General features: G+C 72.2%; 23 protein-coding genes and 1 tRNA gene. 10 read left to right on the top strand and 14 right to left on the bottom strand.

Annotated features, from left to right (window positions below; all coding sequences use genetic code 11):
* Positions 1-191: 191 nt before the first annotated feature.
* The gene (locus ACFFGY_RS10890; RefSeq protein ID WP_377044514.1) at positions 192-1328 is read left to right on the top strand and encodes a branched-chain amino acid ABC transporter substrate-binding protein; all 1137 of its coding nucleotides are present in this window, start codon (positions 192-194) and stop codon (positions 1326-1328) included.
* A 410-nt stretch (positions 1329-1738) separates the two neighbouring features.
* On the opposite strand, the gene ACFFGY_RS10885 is transcribed toward ACFFGY_RS10890, so the two are convergent.
* Positions 1739-2236 (bottom strand): flavin reductase, encoded by a 498-nt coding sequence (locus tag ACFFGY_RS10885; RefSeq protein ID WP_377044513.1) that lies wholly within the window; start codon positions 2234-2236, stop codon positions 1739-1741.
* Between the two features lie 342 nt (positions 2237-2578).
* Between ACFFGY_RS10885 and ACFFGY_RS10880 the strand changes: the two genes are divergently transcribed.
* Together ACFFGY_RS10880 and ACFFGY_RS10875 are read left to right on the top strand one after the other, a co-directional pair.
* The gene (locus tag ACFFGY_RS10880) at positions 2579-3403 is read left to right on the top strand and encodes a hypothetical protein (protein ID WP_377044512.1); all 825 of its coding nucleotides are present in this window, start codon (positions 2579-2581) and stop codon (positions 3401-3403) included.
* Between the two features lie 275 nt (positions 3404-3678).
* The gene (locus ACFFGY_RS10875; protein ID WP_377044511.1) at positions 3679-4926 is read left to right on the top strand and encodes a hypothetical protein; all 1248 of its coding nucleotides are present in this window, start codon (positions 3679-3681) and stop codon (positions 4924-4926) included.
* Here ACFFGY_RS10875 and ACFFGY_RS10870 read toward each other — a convergent pair.
* The 3 genes from ACFFGY_RS10870 to ACFFGY_RS10860 all read right to left on the bottom strand — a co-directional run bounded on the left by ACFFGY_RS10870 (position 4883) and on the right by ACFFGY_RS10860 (position 7125).
* Positions 4883-5437 carry a GNAT family N-acetyltransferase gene (locus ACFFGY_RS10870; protein ID WP_377044510.1) on the bottom strand — a complete coding sequence of 185 codons (555 nt, stop codon included), beginning with the start codon at positions 5435-5437 and terminating at the stop codon, positions 4883-4885. The genes ACFFGY_RS10875 and ACFFGY_RS10870 overlap by 44 nt on opposite strands.
* A gap of 70 nt (positions 5438-5507) precedes the next feature.
* Positions 5508-6386, bottom strand: coding sequence for a CDP-alcohol phosphatidyltransferase family protein (locus ACFFGY_RS10865; protein WP_377044509.1), 879 nt, complete (start codon positions 6384-6386; stop codon positions 5508-5510).
* Between the two features lie 7 nt (positions 6387-6393).
* Entirely contained in the window at positions 6394-7125 is a 732-nt protein-coding gene (locus tag ACFFGY_RS10860; RefSeq protein WP_377044508.1) for a phosphatidylserine decarboxylase, read from the bottom strand.
* A 124-nt stretch (positions 7126-7249) separates the two neighbouring features.
* Here ACFFGY_RS10860 and ACFFGY_RS10855 point away from each other — a divergent pair, with 124 nt between their 5' ends.
* Positions 7250-7669 (top strand): hypothetical protein, encoded by a 420-nt coding sequence (locus tag ACFFGY_RS10855; RefSeq protein ID WP_377044507.1) that lies wholly within the window; start codon positions 7250-7252, stop codon positions 7667-7669.
* On the opposite strand, the gene ACFFGY_RS10850 is transcribed toward ACFFGY_RS10855, so the two are convergent.
* Positions 7618-8808, bottom strand: coding sequence for a LysM peptidoglycan-binding domain-containing protein (locus tag ACFFGY_RS10850; RefSeq protein ID WP_377044506.1), 1191 nt, complete (start codon positions 8806-8808; stop codon positions 7618-7620). The genes ACFFGY_RS10855 and ACFFGY_RS10850 overlap by 52 nt on opposite strands.
* Positions 8809-9227: 419 nt before the next feature.
* Between ACFFGY_RS10850 and ACFFGY_RS10845 the strand changes: the two genes are divergently transcribed.
* Positions 9228-9881 (top strand): cytochrome b/b6 domain-containing protein, encoded by a 654-nt coding sequence (locus tag ACFFGY_RS10845; protein ID WP_377044505.1) that lies wholly within the window; start codon positions 9228-9230, stop codon positions 9879-9881.
* A 124-nt stretch (positions 9882-10005) separates the two neighbouring features.
* On the opposite strand, the gene ACFFGY_RS10840 is transcribed toward ACFFGY_RS10845, so the two are convergent.
* The gene (locus ACFFGY_RS10840; RefSeq protein ID WP_377044504.1) at positions 10006-10467 is read right to left on the bottom strand and encodes a c-type cytochrome; all 462 of its coding nucleotides are present in this window, start codon (positions 10465-10467) and stop codon (positions 10006-10008) included.
* A 145-nt stretch (positions 10468-10612) separates the two neighbouring features.
* Between ACFFGY_RS10840 and ACFFGY_RS10835 the strand changes: the two genes are divergently transcribed.
* Positions 10613-10689 (top strand) — tRNA-Pro (locus ACFFGY_RS10835).
* Positions 10690-10890: 201 nt separating this feature from the next.
* Positions 10891-11646 carry a TorF family putative porin gene (locus ACFFGY_RS10830; RefSeq protein WP_377044503.1) on the top strand — a complete coding sequence of 252 codons (756 nt, stop codon included), beginning with the start codon at positions 10891-10893 and terminating at the stop codon, positions 11644-11646.
* Positions 11647-11730: 84 nt separating this feature from the next.
* Here ACFFGY_RS10830 and ACFFGY_RS10825 read toward each other — a convergent pair whose 3' ends face one another.
* Positions 11731-11919, bottom strand: a complete 189-nt coding sequence (locus ACFFGY_RS10825) for a DUF2842 domain-containing protein (RefSeq protein ID WP_377044502.1) — start codon at positions 11917-11919, stop codon at positions 11731-11733.
* A gap of 465 nt (positions 11920-12384) precedes the next feature.
* Here ACFFGY_RS10825 and ACFFGY_RS10820 point away from each other — a divergent pair, with 465 nt between their 5' ends.
* The 3 genes from ACFFGY_RS10820 to ACFFGY_RS10810 all read left to right on the top strand — a co-directional run bounded on the left by ACFFGY_RS10820 (position 12385) and on the right by ACFFGY_RS10810 (position 14412).
* A complete protein-coding gene (locus tag ACFFGY_RS10820) occupies positions 12385-12900 on the top strand; it encodes an adenine phosphoribosyltransferase (RefSeq protein WP_377044615.1) in 516 nt (171 codons plus the stop codon).
* A gap of 73 nt (positions 12901-12973) precedes the next feature.
* Positions 12974-13996 carry a hypothetical protein gene (locus tag ACFFGY_RS10815; RefSeq protein WP_377044501.1) on the top strand — a complete coding sequence of 341 codons (1023 nt, stop codon included), beginning with the start codon at positions 12974-12976 and terminating at the stop codon, positions 13994-13996.
* A gap of 77 nt (positions 13997-14073) precedes the next feature.
* Positions 14074-14412, top strand: a complete 339-nt coding sequence (locus ACFFGY_RS10810; RefSeq protein ID WP_377044500.1) for a hypothetical protein — start codon at positions 14074-14076, stop codon at positions 14410-14412.
* Here the strand turns inward: ACFFGY_RS10810 and ACFFGY_RS10805 are convergent.
* From ACFFGY_RS10805 to flgE, 7 genes are all read right to left on the bottom strand, one after another.
* Positions 14405-15202 (bottom strand): DUF1217 domain-containing protein, encoded by a 798-nt coding sequence (locus tag ACFFGY_RS10805; protein WP_377044499.1) that lies wholly within the window; start codon positions 15200-15202, stop codon positions 14405-14407. The genes ACFFGY_RS10810 and ACFFGY_RS10805 overlap by 8 nt on opposite strands.
* A 1-nt stretch (position 15203) precedes the next feature.
* Positions 15204-15533: a flagellar biosynthesis regulator FlaF gene (locus ACFFGY_RS10800; protein ID WP_377044498.1), complete on the bottom strand. Its 330-nt coding sequence runs from the start codon at positions 15531-15533 to the stop codon at positions 15204-15206.
* Positions 15530-15961: a flagellar biosynthesis repressor FlbT gene (locus tag ACFFGY_RS10795; protein ID WP_377044497.1), complete on the bottom strand. Its 432-nt coding sequence runs from the start codon at positions 15959-15961 to the stop codon at positions 15530-15532. The genes ACFFGY_RS10800 and ACFFGY_RS10795 overlap by 4 nt, the downstream gene beginning before the upstream one ends.
* An 83-nt stretch (positions 15962-16044) precedes the next feature.
* On the bottom strand, positions 16045-17130 hold the full coding sequence (locus ACFFGY_RS10790) for a flagellin N-terminal helical domain-containing protein (RefSeq protein ID WP_377044496.1): 1086 nt from the start codon (positions 17128-17130) through the stop codon (positions 16045-16047).
* Between the two features lie 140 nt (positions 17131-17270).
* Positions 17271-18344, bottom strand: a complete 1074-nt coding sequence (locus tag ACFFGY_RS10785) for a flagellin (protein WP_377044495.1) — start codon at positions 18342-18344, stop codon at positions 17271-17273.
* Entirely contained in the window at positions 18344-19894 is a 1551-nt protein-coding gene (locus tag ACFFGY_RS10780) for a flagellar hook-associated protein FlgK (protein ID WP_377044494.1), read from the bottom strand. Before ACFFGY_RS10780 ends, ACFFGY_RS10785 begins: the two co-directional genes overlap by 1 nt.
* Before the next feature lie 157 nt (positions 19895-20051).
* A complete protein-coding gene (gene flgE / locus ACFFGY_RS10775) occupies positions 20052-21359 on the bottom strand; it encodes a flagellar hook protein FlgE (RefSeq protein WP_377044493.1) in 1308 nt (435 codons plus the stop codon).
* Between the last annotated feature and the right edge of the window lie 181 nt (positions 21360-21540).

Below are 21540 nucleotides of genomic sequence, written 5' to 3'. Positions count from 1 at the left end.
GAACGGCGCCGTGCCAGTGGCCGCCGGCCCGCCGCCGGCGCGCGGCGACCCCGGAACGGGCAGCCCGCCCGCGGAACCATCAGCCGCGGGGCTCCCACGGCCCCGGCACCCGCCGATCGCCCGGGTTGGACGCTTGGCGGCGCGGCATCTCCCGCTCTACGGTTTCCGCAGCAAACCGAGGGAGCCTCCCGATGTCCACCGTGAACCGCCGCAGCCTGCTGGGCGCCGGCCTCGCTCTTCCCCTGGCCGCGCCCGTGCTGCTGGGTTCGCGCGGCGCCCGCGCGCAGGGTGGGCCGCTGCGAATCGCGGTGGCGGGGCCGATGACCGGCCAGTACGCCGCCTTCGGCGCGCAGATGAAGAACGGCGCCGAGCAGGCGGTGACCGACCTCAACGGCGCGGGCGGCGTGATGGGGCAGCAGCTCACGCTCGAGCAGGGCGACGACGCCTGCGACCCACGCCAGGCGGTGTCGGTGGCCAACCAGCTCGCCAGCCGTCAGGTGAAGCTGGTGGCGGGGCATTTCTGCTCCGGCTCCTCGATCCCGGCGAACAAGGTGTATGCCGAGGAGGGCGTGCTGCAGATCAGCCCGGCCTCCACCAACCCGGTCTATACGGACAACGGGTCGTGGAACACGTTCCGGGTGTGCGGGCGCGACGACCAGCAGGGCGCGGTGGCCGGCAAGTACATCGCCACGACCTACAAGGGCCAGCCGGTCGCGATCCTTCATGACAACTCGGCCTACGGGAAGGGCCTGGCGGACGAGACCAAGAAGTCGCTCAACGGCAACGGCGTCACGGAAGCCCTCTACGCCGCCTACACGCCGGGCGAGCGCGACTACAGCGCCATCGTGTCGCGCCTCAAGGCCGCCAACATCGCCGTGATCTACATCGGCGGCTACCACACGGAGGCGGGCCTCATCCTGCGGCAGGCCAAGGAACAGGGCATGAAGGTGACCCTGATCGGCGGCGACGCGCTGGTGACCAACGAGTTCTGGCAGATCACGGGCGCTGCCGGCGAGGGCACGCTGATGACCTTCGCGCCCGACCTGCGCACCCGGCCCACGGCGGCGCCGGTGGTGGCGCGCTTCAAGGCGCGCAACATCGATCCCGAGGGCTACACCCTCTACACCTACGGCGCGATCCAGATCTGGGCGGATGCCGTGAAGAAGGCAGGCAGCACCGATCCGCAGAAGGTCGCCGCGGCGCTGAAGGCCAGCGGTCCCTGGACCTCGGTGCTGGGCGAGACGAGCTTCGACAAGAAGGGCGACCCGACGGTCGCGGACTACGTCTTCTACGTTTGGAAGAACGACGGCAGCTACGCGCAGATGTAAGGCGCCCTTTACCCCTTGTGGCGGCGTCCCGGCGTCGCCACATCGGGGTCTGTCAGCAACAACCGAAAGGAGGTGATCCAGTGTCTCATTGCATCAAGCCGGCCGCCGAGGCCCTGGACCAGATCACTGCCGTCGCCACCGTCGAGGCGGGATTCTGAGTTTCAGGCGCACCGGTTCACCGGCGCGCGCAATGGGAAGGCCTCCGGGGAAACCCGGGGGCCTTCTGCGATTCCAGGGGTTGCTTCCGTCCCGCTGAGGGCGATGCCCCGGCCCGGCTGGCCCCCTGGTGTTTCCGGGCCTTTGCGGTCGGCCTCGCGAGCCCGGTGGCCCCGCCCGGCAGCTCAGCCCGGCGCACGGTTCAGTCCAGAGGTGAGCGCAAGGGGTTAGCCCAAGGCGGGTTCAGCCCGGGTTCAGCCCAGCGGCTGACCGATGACGTGGTAGTCGCGCGACCACCAGATCAGCGCCGATTCCGCCTGCCCCAGCGCGATGGCGCGCACGCTGCCGAACAGCACGCTGTGGGTGCCCTTTTCCACGATGTCCTCGATCACGCAGTCCACCGAGGCGGCCGCCCCTTCCAGCACCGGCGCGCCGGTGGAGAGCACCGTCCACTGCCCGGCGTTGAAGCGCGCTTCCCCGGAACTGCCGGTGAAGCCCGAGAAGCTGTCGGACACCGGGCGGTGGTGATCGGCCAGGATGTTCACGCACATCACGCCGTTGGCGGTGACGAAGGGATAGGAGGAGGAGGAGCGGTTCACGCAGACCAGGATCGTGGCCGGGTTGTCGGTGACGCTGCACACGGCGCTGGCGGTGAAGCCGGCGCGGCCGGCGGGCCCGGCGGTGGTGATGATGTTGGCCGCCGCGCCCAGGCGGGCCATGGCATCGCGGAACTGTTGACGAAGGGGGTCCATGGTCGATCTCCCGCGAGGAAACTGCGTGACAATGCCCCGCGGGAAGATCCTGCGGGAAGCGCCGGGGTGGCTGCCTCCGGAACGCCCGGCGGGGCGGCCCGGAGGCAAGGGGGTCCGGCACGCACCCTGACGCCGGCCGGGCCTGAGGAAAAGGTGCCCCGGGGGCGAAGCCGCGTCGCGGGCGACGCCGCGGGACGGCTTCCCGAACTCCGGACCTTCGCGCCGGGTCGCGCGTAACCGTGCCCCCTCGCCGTGCTGGCCCGCTATGCGCCCGTGCCGTTGGCGGGCGCAACCGGTGCGACCACCTGTTCTTCCCGATCCGCCCCCGCTGGACGGACGGTGATGAAAGGCAGGTTCCCGGTGTTCACGGCGAGGTTTGCCCATGGCGCCCTTCTGCTCGGCCTTACGTCGCTGGCGGGCTGCGTGAGCTACGTGCCGCCAGCGCCGCCGCCGCCGCCCCTCGTGGCCTATGCGGGGCCGGGCAAGACGGCGCAGACCCTCGCGGAGGATGACCAGGCCTGCCGGCAGCAGTTGGCCGCCACGCCCGGCGTTTCCGCCGCGACGCCGCCGGAGGCCGGGGCGACACCGGAGGCCGCAGCGCCGCCGGGCACCGTGGTGCCGCCGGACGCTGCGCCGCCGCCCGATGCCGGGGCGGCCGCCGCAGCCGTGCCGCAGACATCGGAAGCGACCTACCTCCAGTGCATGGCGGCGCGGGGCAACGTCGTCGCGCCGGCGCCGGTGAGCGCCACGGCCTACCCGGCCTATCCCTATGGCGGGTACTACGCGGGGCCTTGGCCCTCGCCCTTCTGGTTCGGCTTCTACGGTGGCTGGTACGACTGGGACTGGGGACCGGGATGGTACGGCCCGGGCTGGGGCGGGCGTGGCTGGCGTGGCCCAGCTTGGCGTGGGCCCGGCTGGAACGGTCCGGGTTGGAACGGTCCGGGCTGGCGCGGGCGCGGCTGGGATGGCCCAAGGGGTGGCCCAGGGGGCAGCTGGGACGGGCCTGGGGGCCCCGGACGACCCGGTGGCCCTGGCGGCTTCGGCGGCCCGGGCGGCGACGGGCCGGACCGCTTCCGGGGGCCGGGCGGTGGCGGTTCGGGCGGCTTCCGGGGACCGGGTGGGCCCGGAGGCTTCGGCGGCGGGGCGCGGGGCGGCCGGCCGGGCTGAGGCGGTGCCGCTGTTTTCCGCTGGCAAGACCCGTGCGACGATCCGCCCGTGGCGCCGCCGCCGGGCCGCGAGCGGCCAGGGGCAGGGCATCAGGCAGGCGGGCGGCATCGGTTCCGAAGCACTCCGCGCCGGGCGCGGCGGCGGTGTGCAACGGTCGCGTCGGCCGCGATGTCCCGGCGCCGGAACGCGGGCGGGCATGGGGGACTGGCGCTGACCATTCGTGACGGAACCGGCCGCGGCGGGATCGGCGTGGGGACCATCGGGAGCGGCCCCGGATGACGTGGGTGCGCCCCGGGCATGCCGCTTTCCCGCTCGGCCGTCGGGGCCTGGCGATGGCCGTGCTCGCCGCGTCGGCGATCGGCCGGGCGCGGGCGGCCGATCCCTGGCGTGACGCCGCGACGGTGCTGGCGGCGCCGATCCTCGCGGCCGCGGCGGCACTGGGGGGACCTGGGCTGCTGCGCTCCTATCGCATCGAGGGGACGGAGACCTTCGACCGGAGCCACGCGGAAACCGCCTATACCTACGACAACGCCCTGGCCGGGCTGGCGCTGCTGGCGCTGGGCCGGCGCGACGCGGCGGAATGGATCGCGGCGGGGCTGCGGCTGGTGCAGGACCAGGACCGCTACTGGCATGACGGGCGGCTGCGCAATGCCTACGCCGCCGGGCCGCAGCACGCCGAGGCACCGGGCAGCGCCCGGCCGCCCGGCTGGTGGGACCCGGCGGCGGGACGCTGGATCGAGGATGGCTACGCCGCTGGCAGCGCCACGGGGCCGGTGGCCTTCGCCATCCTGCTCTGGACCGCGTTGGGCGGCGGCGCCAACCGCGCCGCGGCGGAACGGGCGGCGGCCTGGGTGCTGCGGGACTGCGCGGGCGGGCGCGGCTTCACCGGCGGCACGCTGGGGCACGAGCCGGCGCCGGAGCGGCAGCGCTGGATCTCCACCGAGCAGAACCTCGACCTCAGCGTCGCCTTCCGGCGGGTGGGGCAGGCCGGGGCGGCGGGCAAGGCGGCGGGCTTCGTGCGCAGCATGTGGCTGCCGGAAGAGGAGCGCTTCGCCGCCGGCCTCACGCCCGAAGGGGCGGTGAACCGCGACTCCGCGCTGGACGCCAATCTCTGGCCGCCCCTGGCGACCGGCGACCCCGCCTTCCGGCCGGCGCTGCGCTGGGTGCTGGCGCGGCACGGGCTGCCGGCCGGGGCACCGGCGGCGGAGCTGCGGGGGCTCGACTTCAACGACGACCGCGACGGCACTTGGTTCGAGGGCACGGCGCAGGCGGTGCTGCTGCTGCGCCGCCTGGGCGAGGAAGCGCTGGCGCGGCGGTTGCTGGGTGGCATCCTCGCGGCGCGTGGGCCGGAGGGCTGGGTTCTCGCCACCGACCGGCCCTGGCTGACCACCGGCTTCTTCAATGGCGACGTGCCCTTCCGCTACCCGCGCCGCGGGCACCTCGCGGCCAGTGCCTGGACGGTGCTGGCGGCGCTGGGCGTCAGTCCCTTCGACGATCCGGATCGCGGTAGCGGCGGGCCGTGATCTCGTAGGCGTAGTGGTGCGACAGCGGGTGGCCTTCCGGCAGGCGGGGATGGTCGAACTCGCCGATCCGCCACATGCCCAGCCGCTCCATCAGCCCCCAGGACGCGGTGTTGGCGGGCACGGTGAAGGCCACGATCCGGTCGAGCCCGGCGGGGCCGAACCCCGCCTCGAGCGACAGCGTGGCCGCCTCCCGCGCCAGGCCCCGCCCCTGCCAGAAGGTGCCCAGCCGCCAGCCGATCTCCACCGCAGGCGTGAAGAAGGCGTTCCAGGGCAGTTGCGACAGCCCGCACAGCCCGATCAGCGCGCCGGTGTCGCCGTGCTCCACCGCCCAGAAGCCCCAGCCGTGCGCGCGGAAGTGTTCGTCCGCGCGGTCGAGCATGCCGTCGGACTGCGCCCGCGTCATGGGCAGGAGGTAGCGGCCCACGGCCGGCTCGCTGTTGAGCGCGAAGAAGGGCGCGCGATCCTCGGCGCGCCAGGGCCGCAGCACGACGCGGCGGCCCCGCAGGATCATGGCATGGCGGCCGCGCGGCGGGCCACGGGGCGCCGGCCGGAACGTCGTGCTTCGGCCGGGGCCCGCATGGTCAGGCCGTTTTGTCGCTCGGCGCTTCCACCGGCTCCAGCCGCGCCTCGGCCTCGCGCCGGAGCCGCAGGTAGGAGCGCGAGGAGAAGGGCAGCATCGACACGTAGATCAGCCCGATCACCGCCAGCGCCGCCCAGGGCTCGGTCACCAGCAGCGCCACGTAGGCGGCGGCCCCCAGCATCAGCGGCAGCACCGCCTCGCGCGGGACCTTGAAGTTCTTGAAGCTCCAGGTCGGGATGGTGCTGACCAGCAGCCCCGCCACCACCACCAGCACCAGCGCCACGAAGATCGGGTGCCGGAAGGCGGCCGCCATGCCGTTCAGGCCCCAGCCCTGGAAGGCCAGCGAGGCGAAGATCGGAAACAGCGCGAGCCCCGCGCCCGAGGGGGCCGGGACGCCGGTGAAGAAGCTTTGCGCGTAGGCGGGCTTGGGCGGCGGCGGGATCATGCCCTTGCCGGTGGGCGCCGGGCCGTCGATCGCCGCGTTGAAGCGGGCGAGGCGCAGCGCCATGCACACGGCGAACAGCACGCAGGGGATGAAGCCCAGGCCGCGCGCCTCGTTCAGCGACCACATGTAGAGCATCAGCGCCGGCGCCACGCCGAAGCACAGGAAGTCCGACAGGCTGTCGAACTCCGCCCCGAAGCGGCTGGTGGCCTTAAGCATGCGCGCCAGGCGCCCGTCGATACCGTCGATGAAGCCCGCCAGCACGATCAGCCCCAGCGCGGTGCGCCAGCGGCCCTCGAAGGCCAGGCGGATCGCGGTGAGGCCGGCGCACAGCCCCATCATGGTCAGGATGTTGGGCAGGAGCTGGTTGAAGCTCCAGCCCTGCAGCCGGGGGCGCCGGCGGGGGGTGATTCGGAAGCGGCGCCGGGGGCTGCTCATCGGCGGCTCACCCGACGCCCGAGGTCACGTCCGGATCGACGCCCGCCGCCACCGGGGCCGCCACGGGGAGGCGCAGGTCGGCAATCACGGTCTCACCACCGGTCATGGTCTGGCCCACCGCCACCAGCGGCTGCACGCCGACCGGCAGGTAGAGGTCGGTGCGGCTGCCGAAGCGGATGATGCCGAAGCGGTCGCCGGCATGGAGGCGCGAGCCTTCGCGCACGTCGCACAGGATGCGGCGCGCGATCAGGCCGGCGATCTGCACCACCGCGATCTCCCGCCCGTCCTCGAGCCGCATGGCGAGCGCGTTGCGCTCGTTGTCGTCGCTGGCCTTGTCGAGGCTGGCGTTGAGGAACTTGCCCGGGCGATAGGCCACGCGCGTCACCACGCCGTCGGCGGGCGAGCGGTTCACGTGGACGTTGAGCACCGACAGGAAGATCGCGACGCGCCAGCGCGGGGTGTCGCCCAGGTTGAGGTCCGGCGGCGGCACGGCGGGCATCACCGAGACCACCGTGCCGTCGGCGGGCGCGATCATCAGCCCCGGCCTCGGCGGCGGCACGCGCTCCGGATCGCGGAAGAAGTACAGGCAGAAGGCGGTGAAGATCAGGCCGATCCAGCCCACCCACTGGCTGACGAAGAGCCCGCCCAGCACGGCAACGCCGAGGCCGACATAGATGAACGGCTTGCCGGCCGGGTGCGGCGGCGCCAGCACCATCTTCACGCTTTGGATCAGGGACATGATGGTCCGCTTATCACACTGTTCATCCTTCCCGGACAACCCTGCCGCCATGATGGACAACAGAGCGTCCCCCGGGGTGATTCCCGGGGCGATTCACGGTGTGAACGCGGCAGCGGGCGATCCGATGGACCCCGCGCTGCAGATCGGCGGCTTCGTGGTGGACCGGCGCGGCCGGCTGCGCCCGCACCGGCCGCAGGAGCGCCCGGCGCTGCGCTTCCGCTGGCGCGGCCACGACTGCACCGCGGTGCTGGGGCCCAAGGGGCTGGAGCTTTCGGCCAGGGCGGGGGAGATCCCCTCCACCGTGTCCGCCGCCGAGCGGCGCGGCGCGGTGATCCGGGCGATCGACGCCCTGCCGCGCGACCTGCCGCCGGACTGGACGCTGTCGCTGTCGCCCTCGCACGCGCTGTGGCTGGATGCCGCGCGCGCGGTGGAGGCGCCCACCGCGACCCGGCTGATCGCGGAGATGGTGCGCTTCGCGCTGGCGCTCGATCCCTACCTGGACCGGCTCTCGGCCGCCGGGCTGGAGGGCACGCCCAGCACCTGACCGGGGTAGATCCGGCCCGGGTCGCGGATCTGCGCCCGGTTGGCGGCGAAGATCACGGTGTAGCGGATGCCCTGGCCGTAGGCCGCGCGGGCCAGGCGCCAAAGGTTGTTGCCGGGCTGCACCACCACCTGCCCGTCATGCAGCGCGCCGGGCGGCAGGTGGTCGCGCTGGAACGGCACGGCGACGCGCGCCGCCACGGCACCGCTGCGGCCAAGCTGGTCCACGCGCAGGGTGTGGCGCCCCTCGGCCGGCGCGGGGTTGGGCGACAGGGTCCAGCGGCCGGTGCTGTCGGCCTGCGCCTCGCCCAGCGGCACGTCGTCGGCGTAAAGGCGCAGGCGCGCGCCCGGCGGAGCGGCGCCGGAAAAGCGCATGGTGCCGCTGTCGTCGTAGTCGAGAACATCCACCGCCAGCGGGGTCCGGGCGCCCGCGGTGGGCGTGTTGCCGGCCGCGGCACCGCCCGCCGCTCCGCCCGGTGGGACGGCACCCGGTGGCGCCCCATCCGGCGCGGTGTTGTTGCCGAGGAGGCGCGGCGCGGCACCCGGGTTGCGCGGCAGAACCAGCACCAGCGGCTGCGACGCCTCGGCGGGGCCGGTGCCCGCGGGCGGCGGCGCGGTTCCGGCCACCGCCGGCGCGGGGTCGGGCACGCGCACCAGCACCGTGTCGGCGCCCTCCACCTCCCGCCCGTCGGGCAGCGTGGAGCGGAGGGACAGCTCGTGCGCGCCGGGCGCCAGCGCGGCCTCGGGCAGGATGACCCATTCGCCGCGCGCATCCACGCGGCTGCGGCCGAGCTCGCGCGTGCCTTCGCGCAAGCCCACCTCGGAGCCCGCTTCCGCGCGGCCGGCCACCACCAGCGTGCCGCGCGCGCCGAGCCGGACCACGTCGAAGCTCGGCAGGCGCGGGGCACGGGCGGCGGCGGGCTGCGCGGCGCCGGCGGTTGCGTTGCCCCGGGCGGTATCGGCACCGGGCGAGGCCGATCCCGGCAGCGCCGTGCCGGCCGGGGGCATCCCCGGCGCGGTCGTGCCCGGCAGGCCGGGCACCGGGGCCTGCGACGGGGTGCCGGGGCCGCGCAGCAGCCACGCCGCGCCCGCCGCCAGCACGAGCGGCACGAGCAGGACGGACGCGCGGGTCGCAGTGTTCATGCGACGCGTCACTAGAGCCCGTCCGCCCCCGGCGGCAAGTCCACATTTCGGCCACGCAAGGTCCGCCCCGCCGGCCGGCGGCCGGGGTCCCTCGCCGGCCCGTCGTGCCGCTTGCCCCCGGGGCCCGGCGCCCGGCAGATTGCGCGCGGCGTCGGGCGCGTCGTCCGCCACGCCGAGGCATGGGGAACCACCGGCCGATGTCGCGATCCAGCACCACCAGCGCCCAGATCCCGGACAGCCTGGCGCCGGGCAGCCAGGCCTCAGGACACCCGGGAACGGGCGCCGCCGACACGGGCGGCCCGGGTACCGGTGCCGCTGACAGGAGTGCCACTGCAAGGGGCACCGCTGACACGGATAACGCTGACAGGGGCAGCCCCGGTGGGGGTCCCTCCCCCGCGACCGGCGGCCGGGAGGCGAAGGTGCCCGTGCGGGTCTGGGACGGATGGATCCGGCTCGTGCACTGGGCCATCGCGGTGCTGGTGCCGTTTTCCTGGTGGACGGCCTGGAGCTACCGCATGGACTGGCACCTGCTGTCGGGCTTCACCATCCTGACGCTGGTGATCTTCCGGGTGGTGTGGGGCTTCGTCGGCTCCGACACCGCGCGCTTCACGCGCTTCCTGCGCTCGCCGCTCGAGGCGCTGGGGCACCTGCGGCACATGACGCGGCGGGAAGCCGATACGGAGCTCGGGCACAACGCCGCCGGCGGCTGGATGGTGCTGGTGCTGTTGGGGCTGCTGATCGTGCAGACCGTGACCGGGCTGATGTCGGACGACCAGGTGACGACGCACGGGCCGCTGGCGCCGCACGTCAGCGGGGATGCGAGCGATCTCGCGGATTCGATACACCGGACGGTGTTCTGGGTGATCGCGGGGGCGGCGGCGCTGCACGTGCTGGTGGTGGTGCTCTACGCCGTGCTGAAGGGGCAGGATCTGGTGCGGCCGATGGTCACCGGGGTGAAGCGGCTGCCGGCCGGATTCGCGGCCCGGGCACCCCGGCTCGGCCACCCGGCGCTGGGTGCCGCGCTGCTGGCTTGCGCGGCGCTGCTGGTGTGGTGGGTCAGCCGGCTGGGGTGACGCGCCCGGTGCCCGGCAGGGTGATGTTCAGTTGGGCGGTGTTCAGCTGAGCAGTGTTCGGCCGGGCGATGTCCGGCCGGCAGCGTGGGCGCCCCGCGTCACGGAGCGCCCACGCCCGGCCGGCTCAGCGGCCGCGATAGTTGCGGTGGCAGCCGCCGCAGGCCGCGCCCATTTCCCGGAAGGCGGTGGCGCTGGCGCCGGCATCGCCGGAGGCCAGGGTGGCCTGGAGCTTCTCCGACGCCGCCAGGGCATTGGCGGAGGCCCGCTCGAAGCCGGCGCGGTCGCTCCAGACCGCGGGCAGCGCCTTGGTGTCGCCCTGTTCCGAACCGGCCGGGAAGAGCGCGGGCACGTTGGTGAGCTGCTGGTGGATCTCGGCCGCTCGCGGTGCCGCCTCGGACGGGCTGCCGCCGGCGTCGAGGATCTTCTTGATGGCCTCGATGTCACCCTGCATCGTCTTCATCGCGGTCTTGCGCGCGGCGATCGCGTCGCCGGGGGCGGGAGCGCCGCCGCTTGCCTGGGCCAGGGCATCACCCAGGCCCACCAGCAGTGCCAGCGCCGCCGCGGTCGCCAACCATCGTGTTCTCATGCACTCGCTTCCCCGTGGATGCCGCCTGGAGCTTAGCGCGGCGACACGGACAGCGCGCAAGTTGCCACGGAGTTTGCGCAGGTGCCCTTGCCGGCACGGCAGGAGGGCGCTATGAGGCCGCCACCGCAGGGAACTGCGGCTGTGTCGGAGCGTAGCTCAGCCTGGTAGAGCACTGTGTTCGGGACGCAGGGGCCGGAGGTTCGAATCCTCTCGCTCCGACCATTCAAGCGAAGCAAGCCCCACGGGAAACCTGGGGCTTTTTTCTTGCGCGCGCCGCCACGCGGCGGGAACGCGCCAGCTGTGGCTATTCCGCAACATAGGTTAGGGACTTCGCGCGGCGCCTCCCCGGCCAGTCCAGGGCTGCACGCTGCTTGCTGAAGGTTTGCTGCGGCGCACTGTCGTGCGCCCAGGGAAACGAACTGAATGCGCAAAGAACTGACCATGCTGCTGGCAGGGTTCGCCCTTGTGTTGAGCAGCATCGTTGCCGGAAAGGCAGAAGCCCAGATCAAGCTGGAAGACCCCGGCCTGACCATCAACCTCACCCCGACGCTGTCGAGCGACTACCTGTTCCGCGGCGTCAGCCAGACGCGCGACCGCCCGGCGATCCAGGGCACCGTGGACGTGCAGCACGACAGCGGCTTCTACGTCGGCGCCTTCGCCTCCAACGTGGCGTTCCGGGGGCTGGACGCGCGGCAGGAGCTCGACCTGCTGGGCGGCTGGCGCACGACCTTCGGCGGGTTGTCGGTGGACACGGGCGCCGTCTGGTACACCTACCCGGGCTACAACAAGAGCACCGGCGGCGGCCTCGGGCTGAACTACGTCGAGCTGGCGGCCAAGCTCGCCTACGAGCTGGAGCCGATCAAGGCGCTGGCCTCGTTCTACTACTCGCCGGATTTCCAGCTGAACTCGAAGAACGGCTACTACCTCGAGGGCGGGCTGGAAGCGAAGCTGCCCTACGACGCGACGCTGGCCGGGCGCTTCGGGCGGCAGTGGATCGACCGCAACAGCAACTTCGGCCTGCCGGACTTCAACAACTGGTCGGTGACGTTGTCGCGCCCCTTCTACGGCGTGCTGCTGACCGTGGGCTACTTCGACACCAACATCGGCAAATCGAGCTGCGGCGGCGGGCAGAAGATCTGCGAGGCCCGGGCCATGGTCTTCGCCAGCTACACCTTCTGACGAGCCGCCTCGCCGGCCGGGCCGGCGGGCGCGGGCAGGACGCGCCGGGGGCTGCCGGCGCCCTGCCGCTGCTCCCGGCGCCGCCTAGCGGGCGGCCCAACGCATCAGCGAGGCCACCGGAAAGGCCCAGGCGATCCCGGTCACGAGGTAGTAGATCGCCTGGAGCGCCCAGTGCCGGTTCACCAGGTGGTCGCCCAGCGTCACCACCGCCGCGACGTACACGGCCAGTCCCAGCAGCCCGATGACGGTGGCAAAGGCGACGCGCGGTCTCATGCCGGTGCAATGCCCGAAGCGCCGGGCGGTCTCAACCCCGCAGGATGGCCACGGGGAACGGCGGGGGTGTCGGGGATTCGTGGGAACCGGTCGTCACCCGATCCCACGAACTGGGCCGGAGGTGCTGGGCAAGCCTGGATCCAGGGCTGCTTGAGCCTGAGCTGCTTGAGCCTGGGCGGCCTGAGCCTGGGCTGGCCTGTGCCTGGCTTTGCCTGGGCCCGGCTTGGCCTGAGCCTGGCGTAGGCCGAGGTTCGGACTGTCCTGGCTTCGGGCTGTGCTGCTCCCGCCTCTGCTGGCTTCGGGCTGGCCTGCGCCCGGGCGGGTCCGGGCCGTGCCGGACGTGACGCCGCGCCCGATCCGGTCTAGCAACCGCGCTCCGCCATTCCGGGCGCTCCGCCGCCCTTTTCCCGACAGGACGGCCCGCCCATGGATCACCCTGCCCCAGCGCGCGACGAGGCGACGGCGCTGGACCTGCGCCAGCACATCCGCGGCGTTCCCGACTTTCCGAAGCCCGGGATCCTCTTCTACGACATCTCCACCCTGCTGCGGCACGGCCCCGCTTGGCACGAGGCGGTGGCCCGCATGGCCGAGGCCATCCGCCCCCACGCGCCCACGATGCTGGCCGGGATCGAGAGCCGCGGCTTCCTGCTGGCGGCGCCGCTGGCGCTGCAGCTGGGCCTGGGCTTCGTGATGCTGCGCAAGCGCGGCAAGCTGCCCGGCGCCACGATCGGCCTCGACTACGCGCTGGAATACGGCACCGACCGCATCGAGATCCAGGCCGACGCGGTGCGCCCGGGCGAGCGGGTGGTGATCCTCGATGACCTGCTGGCCACCGGCGGCACCATGGCGGCGGGCATCGAGCTGCTGCGCAAGGCGGGCGCCGAGGTGCCGGCCGCCGCGGCGCTGATCGAGCTCACCTTCCTCAAGGGGCGCGAAAGACTTGACGTGCCCTGTGAAGTTCTCGTGAGCTACGACAGCTGAGGGAGCCGACCGGACAAGAACCATGGCGGCGAAGGCTGGAGGACACGTGGCCGGAAGGAGCGCAGGCGGGCCCGTGCCCCGGTCCTTGCTCGGACGGCGGGCCGCGCTGAGGCTCCCGGCCGGGCTGCTGCTGGGCGCCGCGCCCGGCACGGCGCTGGGTGCCAGCCCCGCAGCCCTCCCCGAAGCCGGCGCCGGGACGGTCCCCGGCGCTGTTCCCGCGACCACCCTCGGCGGTGCCACCTTCCTGGTGCCGGGCCCCGATGGCGGCGGCGCGTCGCGCTGGGCCGAGCGCTTCGCGCAGCGCGGCACCCGCGGCCCGGCGCCGCGGCTGAACGTCGTGGGCGGGGCGGACGGGGTTACCGCGGCCAACCGCTTCGCCACCACCGCGGCGGGCGACGGGCGGCTGCTGCTGGTGATGCCGGGCAGCGTGCCGATGGCCGCCCTGTCGGGCTCCGAGCGCGCGAACTACACCCTCGGCGGCTGGACGCCGCTCTGCCTGTCCTGGCAGCCGGTGCTGATCGCCGGGCGCGGGCCGGTCCCGGTGGGGCAGAACCGCCCGCCCCTCCGCTTTGCCCTGCCCAGCCCGGACTCCGCCGAGGGCGGCGCCATCCTGCTGCTCGAATCGCTGGGCCAGTCGGTCACCCCGGTCGCGCTGCCGGCGGGGGGCGTGAACGTCACCGCGGAAGCAGGCTTCGCCGCGCGCGCGCTGGATGCGGTGCTGCTCACCGGCCGCGACGTGCTGGCCAGGGCCGCCAGCCTGGGGGCGACGCCCTGGTACGGTGGCCCGGCGGGGCCGGCGGCTCTCCCGTCGCTGACGGAGCCGGTGCGCGAGGCCGCCGCCGCCGCACTGGGTTCGGCGCAGTTGCAGGCGGCGCTGATGCTGCCCGCCCTGACCCCCGCCGACACCGTGGCCGCCTGGCGCCAGGCAGCGACCCGCTGGCGGGAAGCGGCGCAGGCCGAGCCGGTGGCCGGCGAAGGCGAGCCCCTCGTTGGTGCCGAGGCCGCCGCCACCCTGGCCTCGCTGGCGCCGGCGCCCCCCTCGGTGCTGTGCTGGCGCGACTGGCTGTCGCGCCGGCTGGGATGGCGCCCGGCCTGAAGGCGGCGGCCTCAACGCCCGGTCGTTAAGGGTTTCTCAACCCCGAACTGAGCCAATGGGCATGGAGGTCCATGACCATGCTCGACGCCCTCAGGCTTTCGGCGGGCAGCGCCGTCGCACCGGCCGGCAGCCTGACGGCCCCCGCCGCGCAGCCGGCCACGGCCGCGGCGGCCACGCCCTCCGCCACCCCGCTCTCGCCCAATCCGAAGATCACCTTCGACCCCGAGATTGACCGGCTGGTGATGGAGTTCCGCGACAGCGACGGCAAGGTCCAGTCCTCGCTGCCCAGCGCCAAGGAGCTTCAGGCCTATCGCTGGGCCGCGCGCACCGGGGCCGCCGAGCCCGGCACCGCGCCGCAGCCCGCCGCCCGGCCCGACGCCGCGCCCGGCGCCGCGCCAGCCGCCGCCCTCAGCTGAAGAGCGACAGCAGGCTGCTGGTGCCGGCGGTGGAGGTGGTGTTCTCCGAGGCGCGGTTGGCGACGTAGCGTTCCAGCAGCTTGTTGACGTAGTTGCTGTCGGACAGCTTCGAGATGTCGAGCTTGGAGGAGATGGCCTTGGCCTGCGTCGCCACCGGCTGGATCGCGATCTCGTCGGGGATGTCCAGCGCCCCGGTCACCACGCGCCGCAGCACCGAGTTGCCGAGGATGCTGTAAACATCGGTGACGGTGGAGGCCTGTTCCTTCAGGTACAGCGCGTCCGACACGCCGAGCGCCTTGTTGTCCAGGCTGCTGCGCCAGGAGAAGGATTTGTAGTTGTCGGTGATGTCGGTCAGCGTCGCCGCGGACTTCAGCGCCGCCAGCCCGCCGGACGACAGGTTCAGAGTCTTGTTGGCGGCCGTCCAGGTGCTGTCGGCCAGCTTGCTGACGGCGGATTTCTCGTCCGACGGGTCGGCGGTGAGCAGGCGGTACACCTTGCCGGGATAGCTCTGCTGCCCATCCAGGCCCAGCGCCGGCATCAGCACGTCCAGCACGCGCGGGTCCTTCAGCGCCGCTTCCAGGGTCTTGGCCTGGGAGATGCCCTGCTGGAATCGCTGCAGCTTCTGCTGGAGGGCAGCGTCCTTATCCTGCTGCGCGACGCCCTTGGTTTCCGCGCCGTCCGCCGTGGCTGCGCGCAGCGCCGCGATGGCGGTGGAGGGGTCGGTGGTCGCGGTGTTGGTCTTGGCACTGCTGCCGGTCAGGATCACCAGGGCCGCGGCGGCACCGATCATCTCAGCCCCCTGCCAGGCCGGCGGCGAGGTTCTCGTTCATCCGGATCAGGAACTCCCCGTCCGGCTCCGGCGCGTCAAGCTCGCGCAGCACCGCGCGGCCGAGCGAAAGGATCTGCGCGCGTAGCGGCAGCGGCAGGGCGTTGGCGGGGTCGCGCAGCGCCTGGTCCACCGCGCACCACAGGCGCCGGTTGTCGGCCAGGGCGCGCGCGCGCAGCACCTCGTCCGCCGCGCCGCGCAGCGCGCCGTTCACGCGCAGGAAGATGTCGGCTTCCAGCGAGCGCGGGCTGGCCGCGGCGCGTGCCCGGCCGTAGGCGTGCAGGGCGGCGTTCACGCCGGGGCCTCCTCGGCGGTGGGGCGTGGCACCGGTGGGATACCCAGCACCACTTCCTCGTGCCGCATCACGCGGCGGGCGAGCTTAAGCGCAGTGTAGCACTCGTCCATCTCGGCGGCGCTCAGCGCACGGGTCAGCATCTCGCGCGCCATGGCGGAGGTTGTGGCCTCCTGGAACTCGGCGATCAGCTCGCGTGCCAGGATCAGGCCGCGCTCGCGCTCGTCTTCCTCGCCAATATAGGCGGTCTGCAGGGCGAAGTAGATGCGGCGCGCCGGCGTATTGGCCATGTCGGGCGCCAGGATCTGCTTGCCGAACAGGAAGCGGGCCTTGGCGGTCAGCTCGACACGGGTGCGGTTGCGAAAGCGGATGGGTGCGCCGTTGACCACCATCAGGTCACCTTGGCGCATCTCGAGAACCAGCGTGGACACGATCTTCGCGTTCCTCTGGGGCTAGCGCGTCGGGGATGGGTCGGGGTGACGGTGCCTGCCCGGTACACCGTCACCCCGAAGCCTCAGCGGAAGAGGCTCAGGATCGTCTGCGGCGAGGAGTTGGCGAGGCCCAGGGCCTGCGTTCCCAGCTGCTGGCGGACCTGAAGGGCGCTGAGTTCGGCGCTCTCCTTGGCCAGGTCGGCATCGACCAGCGCACCCAGACCGGTGTCCATCGCGTCGAGCTTGGACTGGTTGTAGGTGATCTGGTTCGACACCTTGGTGCTGTCGTTACCGTACTGGTTGGACGCGGAGTTGATGTTGGACTCGATCGTGCTGAAGCTCTTCACCAGCGCGAGCGTGCCCGCGGCCGGGGTGCCCGCCGTATTCGCGGCGCTGCCCAGGCCCAGATTGCCGCTGGCGTCGTACATCGCCGTGCCGGAGTCCTTGCCGGTCAGCAGCGCCGTCGCCTGATCGGCGGAGATGCTGTCGACCGAGAACTCCTTGTCACCGGCCGGCGTCGCGGCTTCCGGCGGGGTGCCGTAGACCGGCGGCGTCGCGGCCGTGCCGCCGCTGGCGGGAACACCCACCGTGGTTGCGCTGCCCGAGGTGGCGGTGGCGACGGCGTCGGTGTAGCCAACCTTGGTGTCGAAGCTCAGGTCCGAGCCCGCGGTGCCCTTGATCTTGAAGGTGTCCGCGTTTTCGTTGCGCAGCAGCTGAACATCGTCCGCCGCGGTGGATGCGGTGGAGCCGGAGCTGATCAAGGACTTGCCGTTGTAGGACGAGTCCTCGATCTTGCTGTTCATCTGGTTGACGAGGCTGTTGAACTGCGCCGTGTACTGCTTGCGCGTCTCGTCATCGAGGTTGCTGTTGGACAGGTTCGTGAGAACCGTACGGATGTCCTTCATGTTGCTCGACAGCGAGGAGAGCGCCGAGGTCGTCGTGGTCAGCAGGCCGGTGGTGTTGGTCAGCTGGCTGTTGGCAGTCTCGAGGCCCGCCTGCTGCGAGCGGACCTTCTGGGCAACGGCGAAGGCGGCGCCGTCGTCCTTGGCATCGGCCACCTTGTAGCCGGTGGAGATACGCTTTTGCGTCGCCTCCAGGTCGGCATTGGTCTTGTTCAGCGAGGCCAGCGCGATCATCGCGCCGTTGTTGGTGTTCACCGAGAGGGCCATGAGGTGCCCCTTTCACGAGTTCGGGCCCGATTGGCCCGGTTCTGGTTCCGCCTTTTGCGGTTCGATGCCGTTGTATCCCGGCAACGGTTAATGCCTGCTGAAGGGCGCAGCGATTCGCCGCCACCTCTTTTCGCCGGGCCTCAGCGCAGGAAGTCCACCAGCGTCAGCCCGGACAGGATCGAGATCGACTGGTAGGAGGCTTCGAGCCGCGTCTGCGTGTCCTTCAGCGCGGTGAGTGTCGTGGCCATGTCCACGGTCTCGATGTCGGACAGCTGGCCGCTGAGTGCGGTGTTGACGCTCTCGTGCCGGTCCTGCGCGGTTTCGAGCCGCGCCTGCGTCTGGCCCAGCGTGCCCGCATCCACCGCCAACGCATTGACCGCCGAGGTGAAGCCGCCCCGCACGCTCGCCAGCACGGCCTGCTTGTCGGCGGTGGACGCGCCGGCGTCGCTGGCTGCCGGCAGGGCGGCCAGCGTCATCAGCCCGCGGATCAGGTCGAGCGACCAGGAACCCACGCTGTCGCTGCCGGTCGATGCCGCGGTGGCGTTGCGGTTGGCCCAGACGCCGGTGCCGACCCGCGTGCCGTCGTCCAGCAGCGTGGTGGGGCGGGCCTCCGTGGCGCCGTCGCCGTTCAGGAAGGAGGAGAAAGGCGAGTTCGCGGTGTCGGTGCTGGCCGCGGCCGTGGCGCTGAGCGTCGCGGCGGCACCGTTGCTCGCCAGCGCCGCCATCGCGGACTGGATCGCGGAGGACATGCCGCTGGCGGTGAGGTCGCCGTTCGGAACCGCCTCGTTGCCGGTGTCGGAGCCGCTGAACAGGTAGCTGCCCTGGTAGTTGCTGTTGAGCAGGCTGCCGATCTCGGTCAGCGCGTCGCGCGCATCCGAAGCGGCGGTGGCCAGCGCGTCGTCATCGGCGTTGAGCAGCGTTCCGGTCTTCGCGGCGAAGCTGCTGGCGATGTCGCTCAGCCGGGACAGCACGGTCTGCGCCGCGTCGGCGCGGCCCACCGCCTGGCCGATGCTGTCGCCGGTGGCGGTGCGTCGCGCGATCTCGCCGCGCAGGCTGATCGCCTGCCGGGCCTCGGCGGATTCGCCGCCGTAGGTGGTGGCGAGGCGGCCCGAGCCCGACTGCGCCGTCAGGTCGCCCAGCCGGGACTTGAGCTCGGCCGACTGGGCCAGGACGCGCAGCATGGCGCTGCCGCTGTTGAGTGCCACGGTGCTCATCAGGTGTTCACCGCGAAGAGGGCATCGTACATCGATTGCACCGTGCTCATCACCCTGGCATTGGCGGCGTAGGTGTTCTGAAGGCTGACCATCGAGGCGAGCTCCGCGTCCACGTCCACGCTGGAGCGGGCGCTGAAGCGTTCCTCCAGTCCTGAGACCAGCGCCCCGGCATTGGTGGCGGCGGTGGTGGCCGCGCTGCTCTCGCCGGTGTGGCGCGCGACCAGGCGGGCGGCGTAGTCCTCCACCGTCTGGGCGGTGCCGAGGCTCGATGTCAGCGTACCGTCGGGCCCGAGGCCGGTGGTGGCGAAGCCCGGCTGCGTCACGCCCTCGGCCACCTTGGTGCCGAAGCTGTAGTCCAGCGCCCGGTCGATCAGCGTGGTGAAGCCGTCCGGCCCGCCATCGGGGTTGCTGGTGAAGCTGCTGGCGCCGCCGACGCTGCCGGCCACGTCGTGCGTGCCGTCGCGCACCGCGGTGCTGTCGGCCAGCACGGCGCTGTTCACGCGCATGGCGCTGGCAAAGCCCATCACGCCGCTCGTGCTGTCGCTGTAGGCGCCGGCCGCGTCGGGTACGGTGCCGTCGCTGCCGGTGAACAGCGTCAGCCCCTGTGCGTCGAGGCGCGTGGCGAGGTTGGCGGCGGAAACGTCCAGCTCCGCCTGCTGCAGCGGCAACACGTTGTCGCGCAGGTCGGCATAGGCCGCGAGGCGCCCGCCGCCCAGCTGTGACGTCACGTCCACGCCAGCCAGCATCACGCCGGGGATGGAGCCGGTGACGCCCGCGGCATTGGTGCCGTGATAGGATTCGACGCCGATCGCGGCGTTGCTGAGTTGGAAGGCGTCGCTGTCGGGGCTCAGCGGCAGGTTCAGCCCGCCCTTGGCGATCAGCGAGATGGCGCCGGAGTCCTGCGGGATCGCCTTGACCTCGAGAACCTCGGCGATGCCGGCGACCGCGGTGTCGCGCTGATCCTCCAGCGTGGCGGTGCTGAGCCCCTGCGCCTTGAGCGAGACGATCTGGGCGTTCAGCGTGGCGACCTGCCGCAGCCCGCTGTTGAGCGTGGCCACGTCGTCCACCATGCCGTCATGCGCCGACTGCCGCGCCTCGGTGATGGCGTCCGACACCTCGTTGTAGCGGTCGGCCAGCGTCGAGGCGGCGTCCACCACCTTCTGCTGCAGGATCTGCTCGGAGGGGGATTCCCGCAGCGTCACGAAGGCCGTGCGCAGGTCGGCGGTGAGGTCGCCCACCGACTGCCCGTCCTCCGGGTCGCCCTCCACCTGGTCGATACCCTGCAGGATCGTGGCGCGCGCCTCGGCCGCGGCCTGCGAGGAACGCGCCGAGTTCAGATCCGCCGCCACGGCGGTGTCGATGCTGCGCTGCGCCTGGAGGCTGCGCACGCCGGTGGACTGGCCGCCCGCGGTCAGCGTGCTGCCCGCCACCGTCTTGGCCGTGTAGCCCGCGGTGCCGGAATTGGCGATGTTGTCGGCCGACTGGGCGATCTGGCGCTGCACCAGCGCCAGGCCGCTCTGCGCGATCGACAGCGCGGTGTTCAGGCTCATGCTATCCCTGCGCCCCCGGGGCTTCGAGAAGGGGAGTTTCGAGGAAGGCGGGTTCGGGTGGCGAAGCCTTCGACCGGGCGCATGTCGGGCGGAACACCTCCGTACGAAGCGGCCCTACCCTGCGGCATGCCCGTTAAGCCTTCGCTAAGAACGCCGTTCAGCGGACCATGCTGATCGTGTCCTGCAGCATCTCGTCGGCCGAAGTGATGATCTTGGTGTTCGAGGTATAGGCACGCTGCGCCAGGATCAGCTTGGAGAATTCCGAGGCGGTGTCGACGTTGGAGCCTTCCACCGCGCTGGTGACGAGGCTGCCCGCGCCGTTGCTGCTGGCGCTCGAGGCGCGCGCCTCGCCGCTGGCCGGCGTGCGCAGGTAGGCCTGGCCGTCCACCGCCTGCAGTTGGTCGGGGTCGGAAAAGGTCACCACCGGCACGCGCGCGATCGCGCGGGACTGGCCGTTGTCGTAGTTCAGCGTCACGTCGCCCTGGTCGCTGATCGAGACCGAGGAAAAGGAGCCGGCCGACATGCCGTCGGAGCTGATGTCGCGCACCGAATATTCCGTGCCCGAGAACTGCGTCAGACCGTCGGACTGGCCGAAGGTGCCGAGGTCAAGCTTGAGCGGCTGCGCGCCCTGGCCGTAGTCGACGTTCATCGACACGGAGGCGTCGGTGCCGGCGGCGCCGGCCGTGCCGGTCAGCGCGCCGGTGGCGTTGGAGAAGGAGGCCAGCGTGCCGGCCGGGCTGGTCGCGTAGTTGAGCTGTATGCTGCCCAGCGTGGCGGGGGTGGCGCCCGGGGCGCTCATATCGAGCTGCCAGCTGTTCTGTGCCAGCTTGGTATAGGTCATCTGCACCGTGTGGACCGAGCCCAGGCTGTCGTAGACCTGCGCCTGCGAGCTGACGGAGGTGCCGACATCCACGTCGGCCGGCAGGTTGGCGCCGAGGTTGATGTTGCTCGAGGGCACCGGGTCGAAGATGCTCTGGTCGATCTTGATCGGCGACAGCGTGGTCTGGTTGACCGCGCCGGTGGTGCTGTCGATGCTCCAGCCGTTGAGGGTGTAGCCCTCGCTGTTCACCAGGTAGCCTTCCTTGTTTTTGCTGAAGTCGCCGGCGCGCGTGTAGAAGGAGCGATCGTCGAAGGTGGCGGCGCCGTCGGCGGTGGTGCCGTTCTGCTGCGACACGGCGAAGAAGCCCTGGCCCGAGATCGCCATCGACAGCGGGTTGTCGGACGCGGTCACCGGCCCCTGCACCGTGTTGGTGTAGTCGCTGCGCGCCAGCACCGTGCCGGACTGCCCCGTCACCTGCTGCGCCGCGCCGTAGGACGAGTTGGTGACGTAGTCGTTGAAGTTGGTGTCCACCCGCTTGTAGCCGGTGGTCTGGCTGTTGGCGACGTTGTTGGCGACGTTGCTCAGCGCCGAGGATTGCGCGGCCAGGCCGCTGATCGCGGTGAACATGGAACCATAAAGCGACACGGTGAATGCTCCCTTGCACGGGCGGTGATGCTGCGGGCCTGCTCCGCAACCGCCGTGCCAGCGACGATCCCCGCGCCGGTGCCGCGCAACGGGGGTTGAGGGGGCAGTTCTTGCCGGCCGGGCGGCCCCTGCCTGCCGCCGCGGCGGAAGAAGCTGCCGGTCCGGGGCCGGAAAACCGTGG

Source organism: Roseomonas elaeocarpi, assembly GCF_042433915.1.
GTDB lineage: Bacteria > Pseudomonadota > Alphaproteobacteria > Acetobacterales > Acetobacteraceae > Roseomonas > Roseomonas elaeocarpi.
This window is presented reverse-complemented; position numbering and strand designations above follow the sequence as displayed.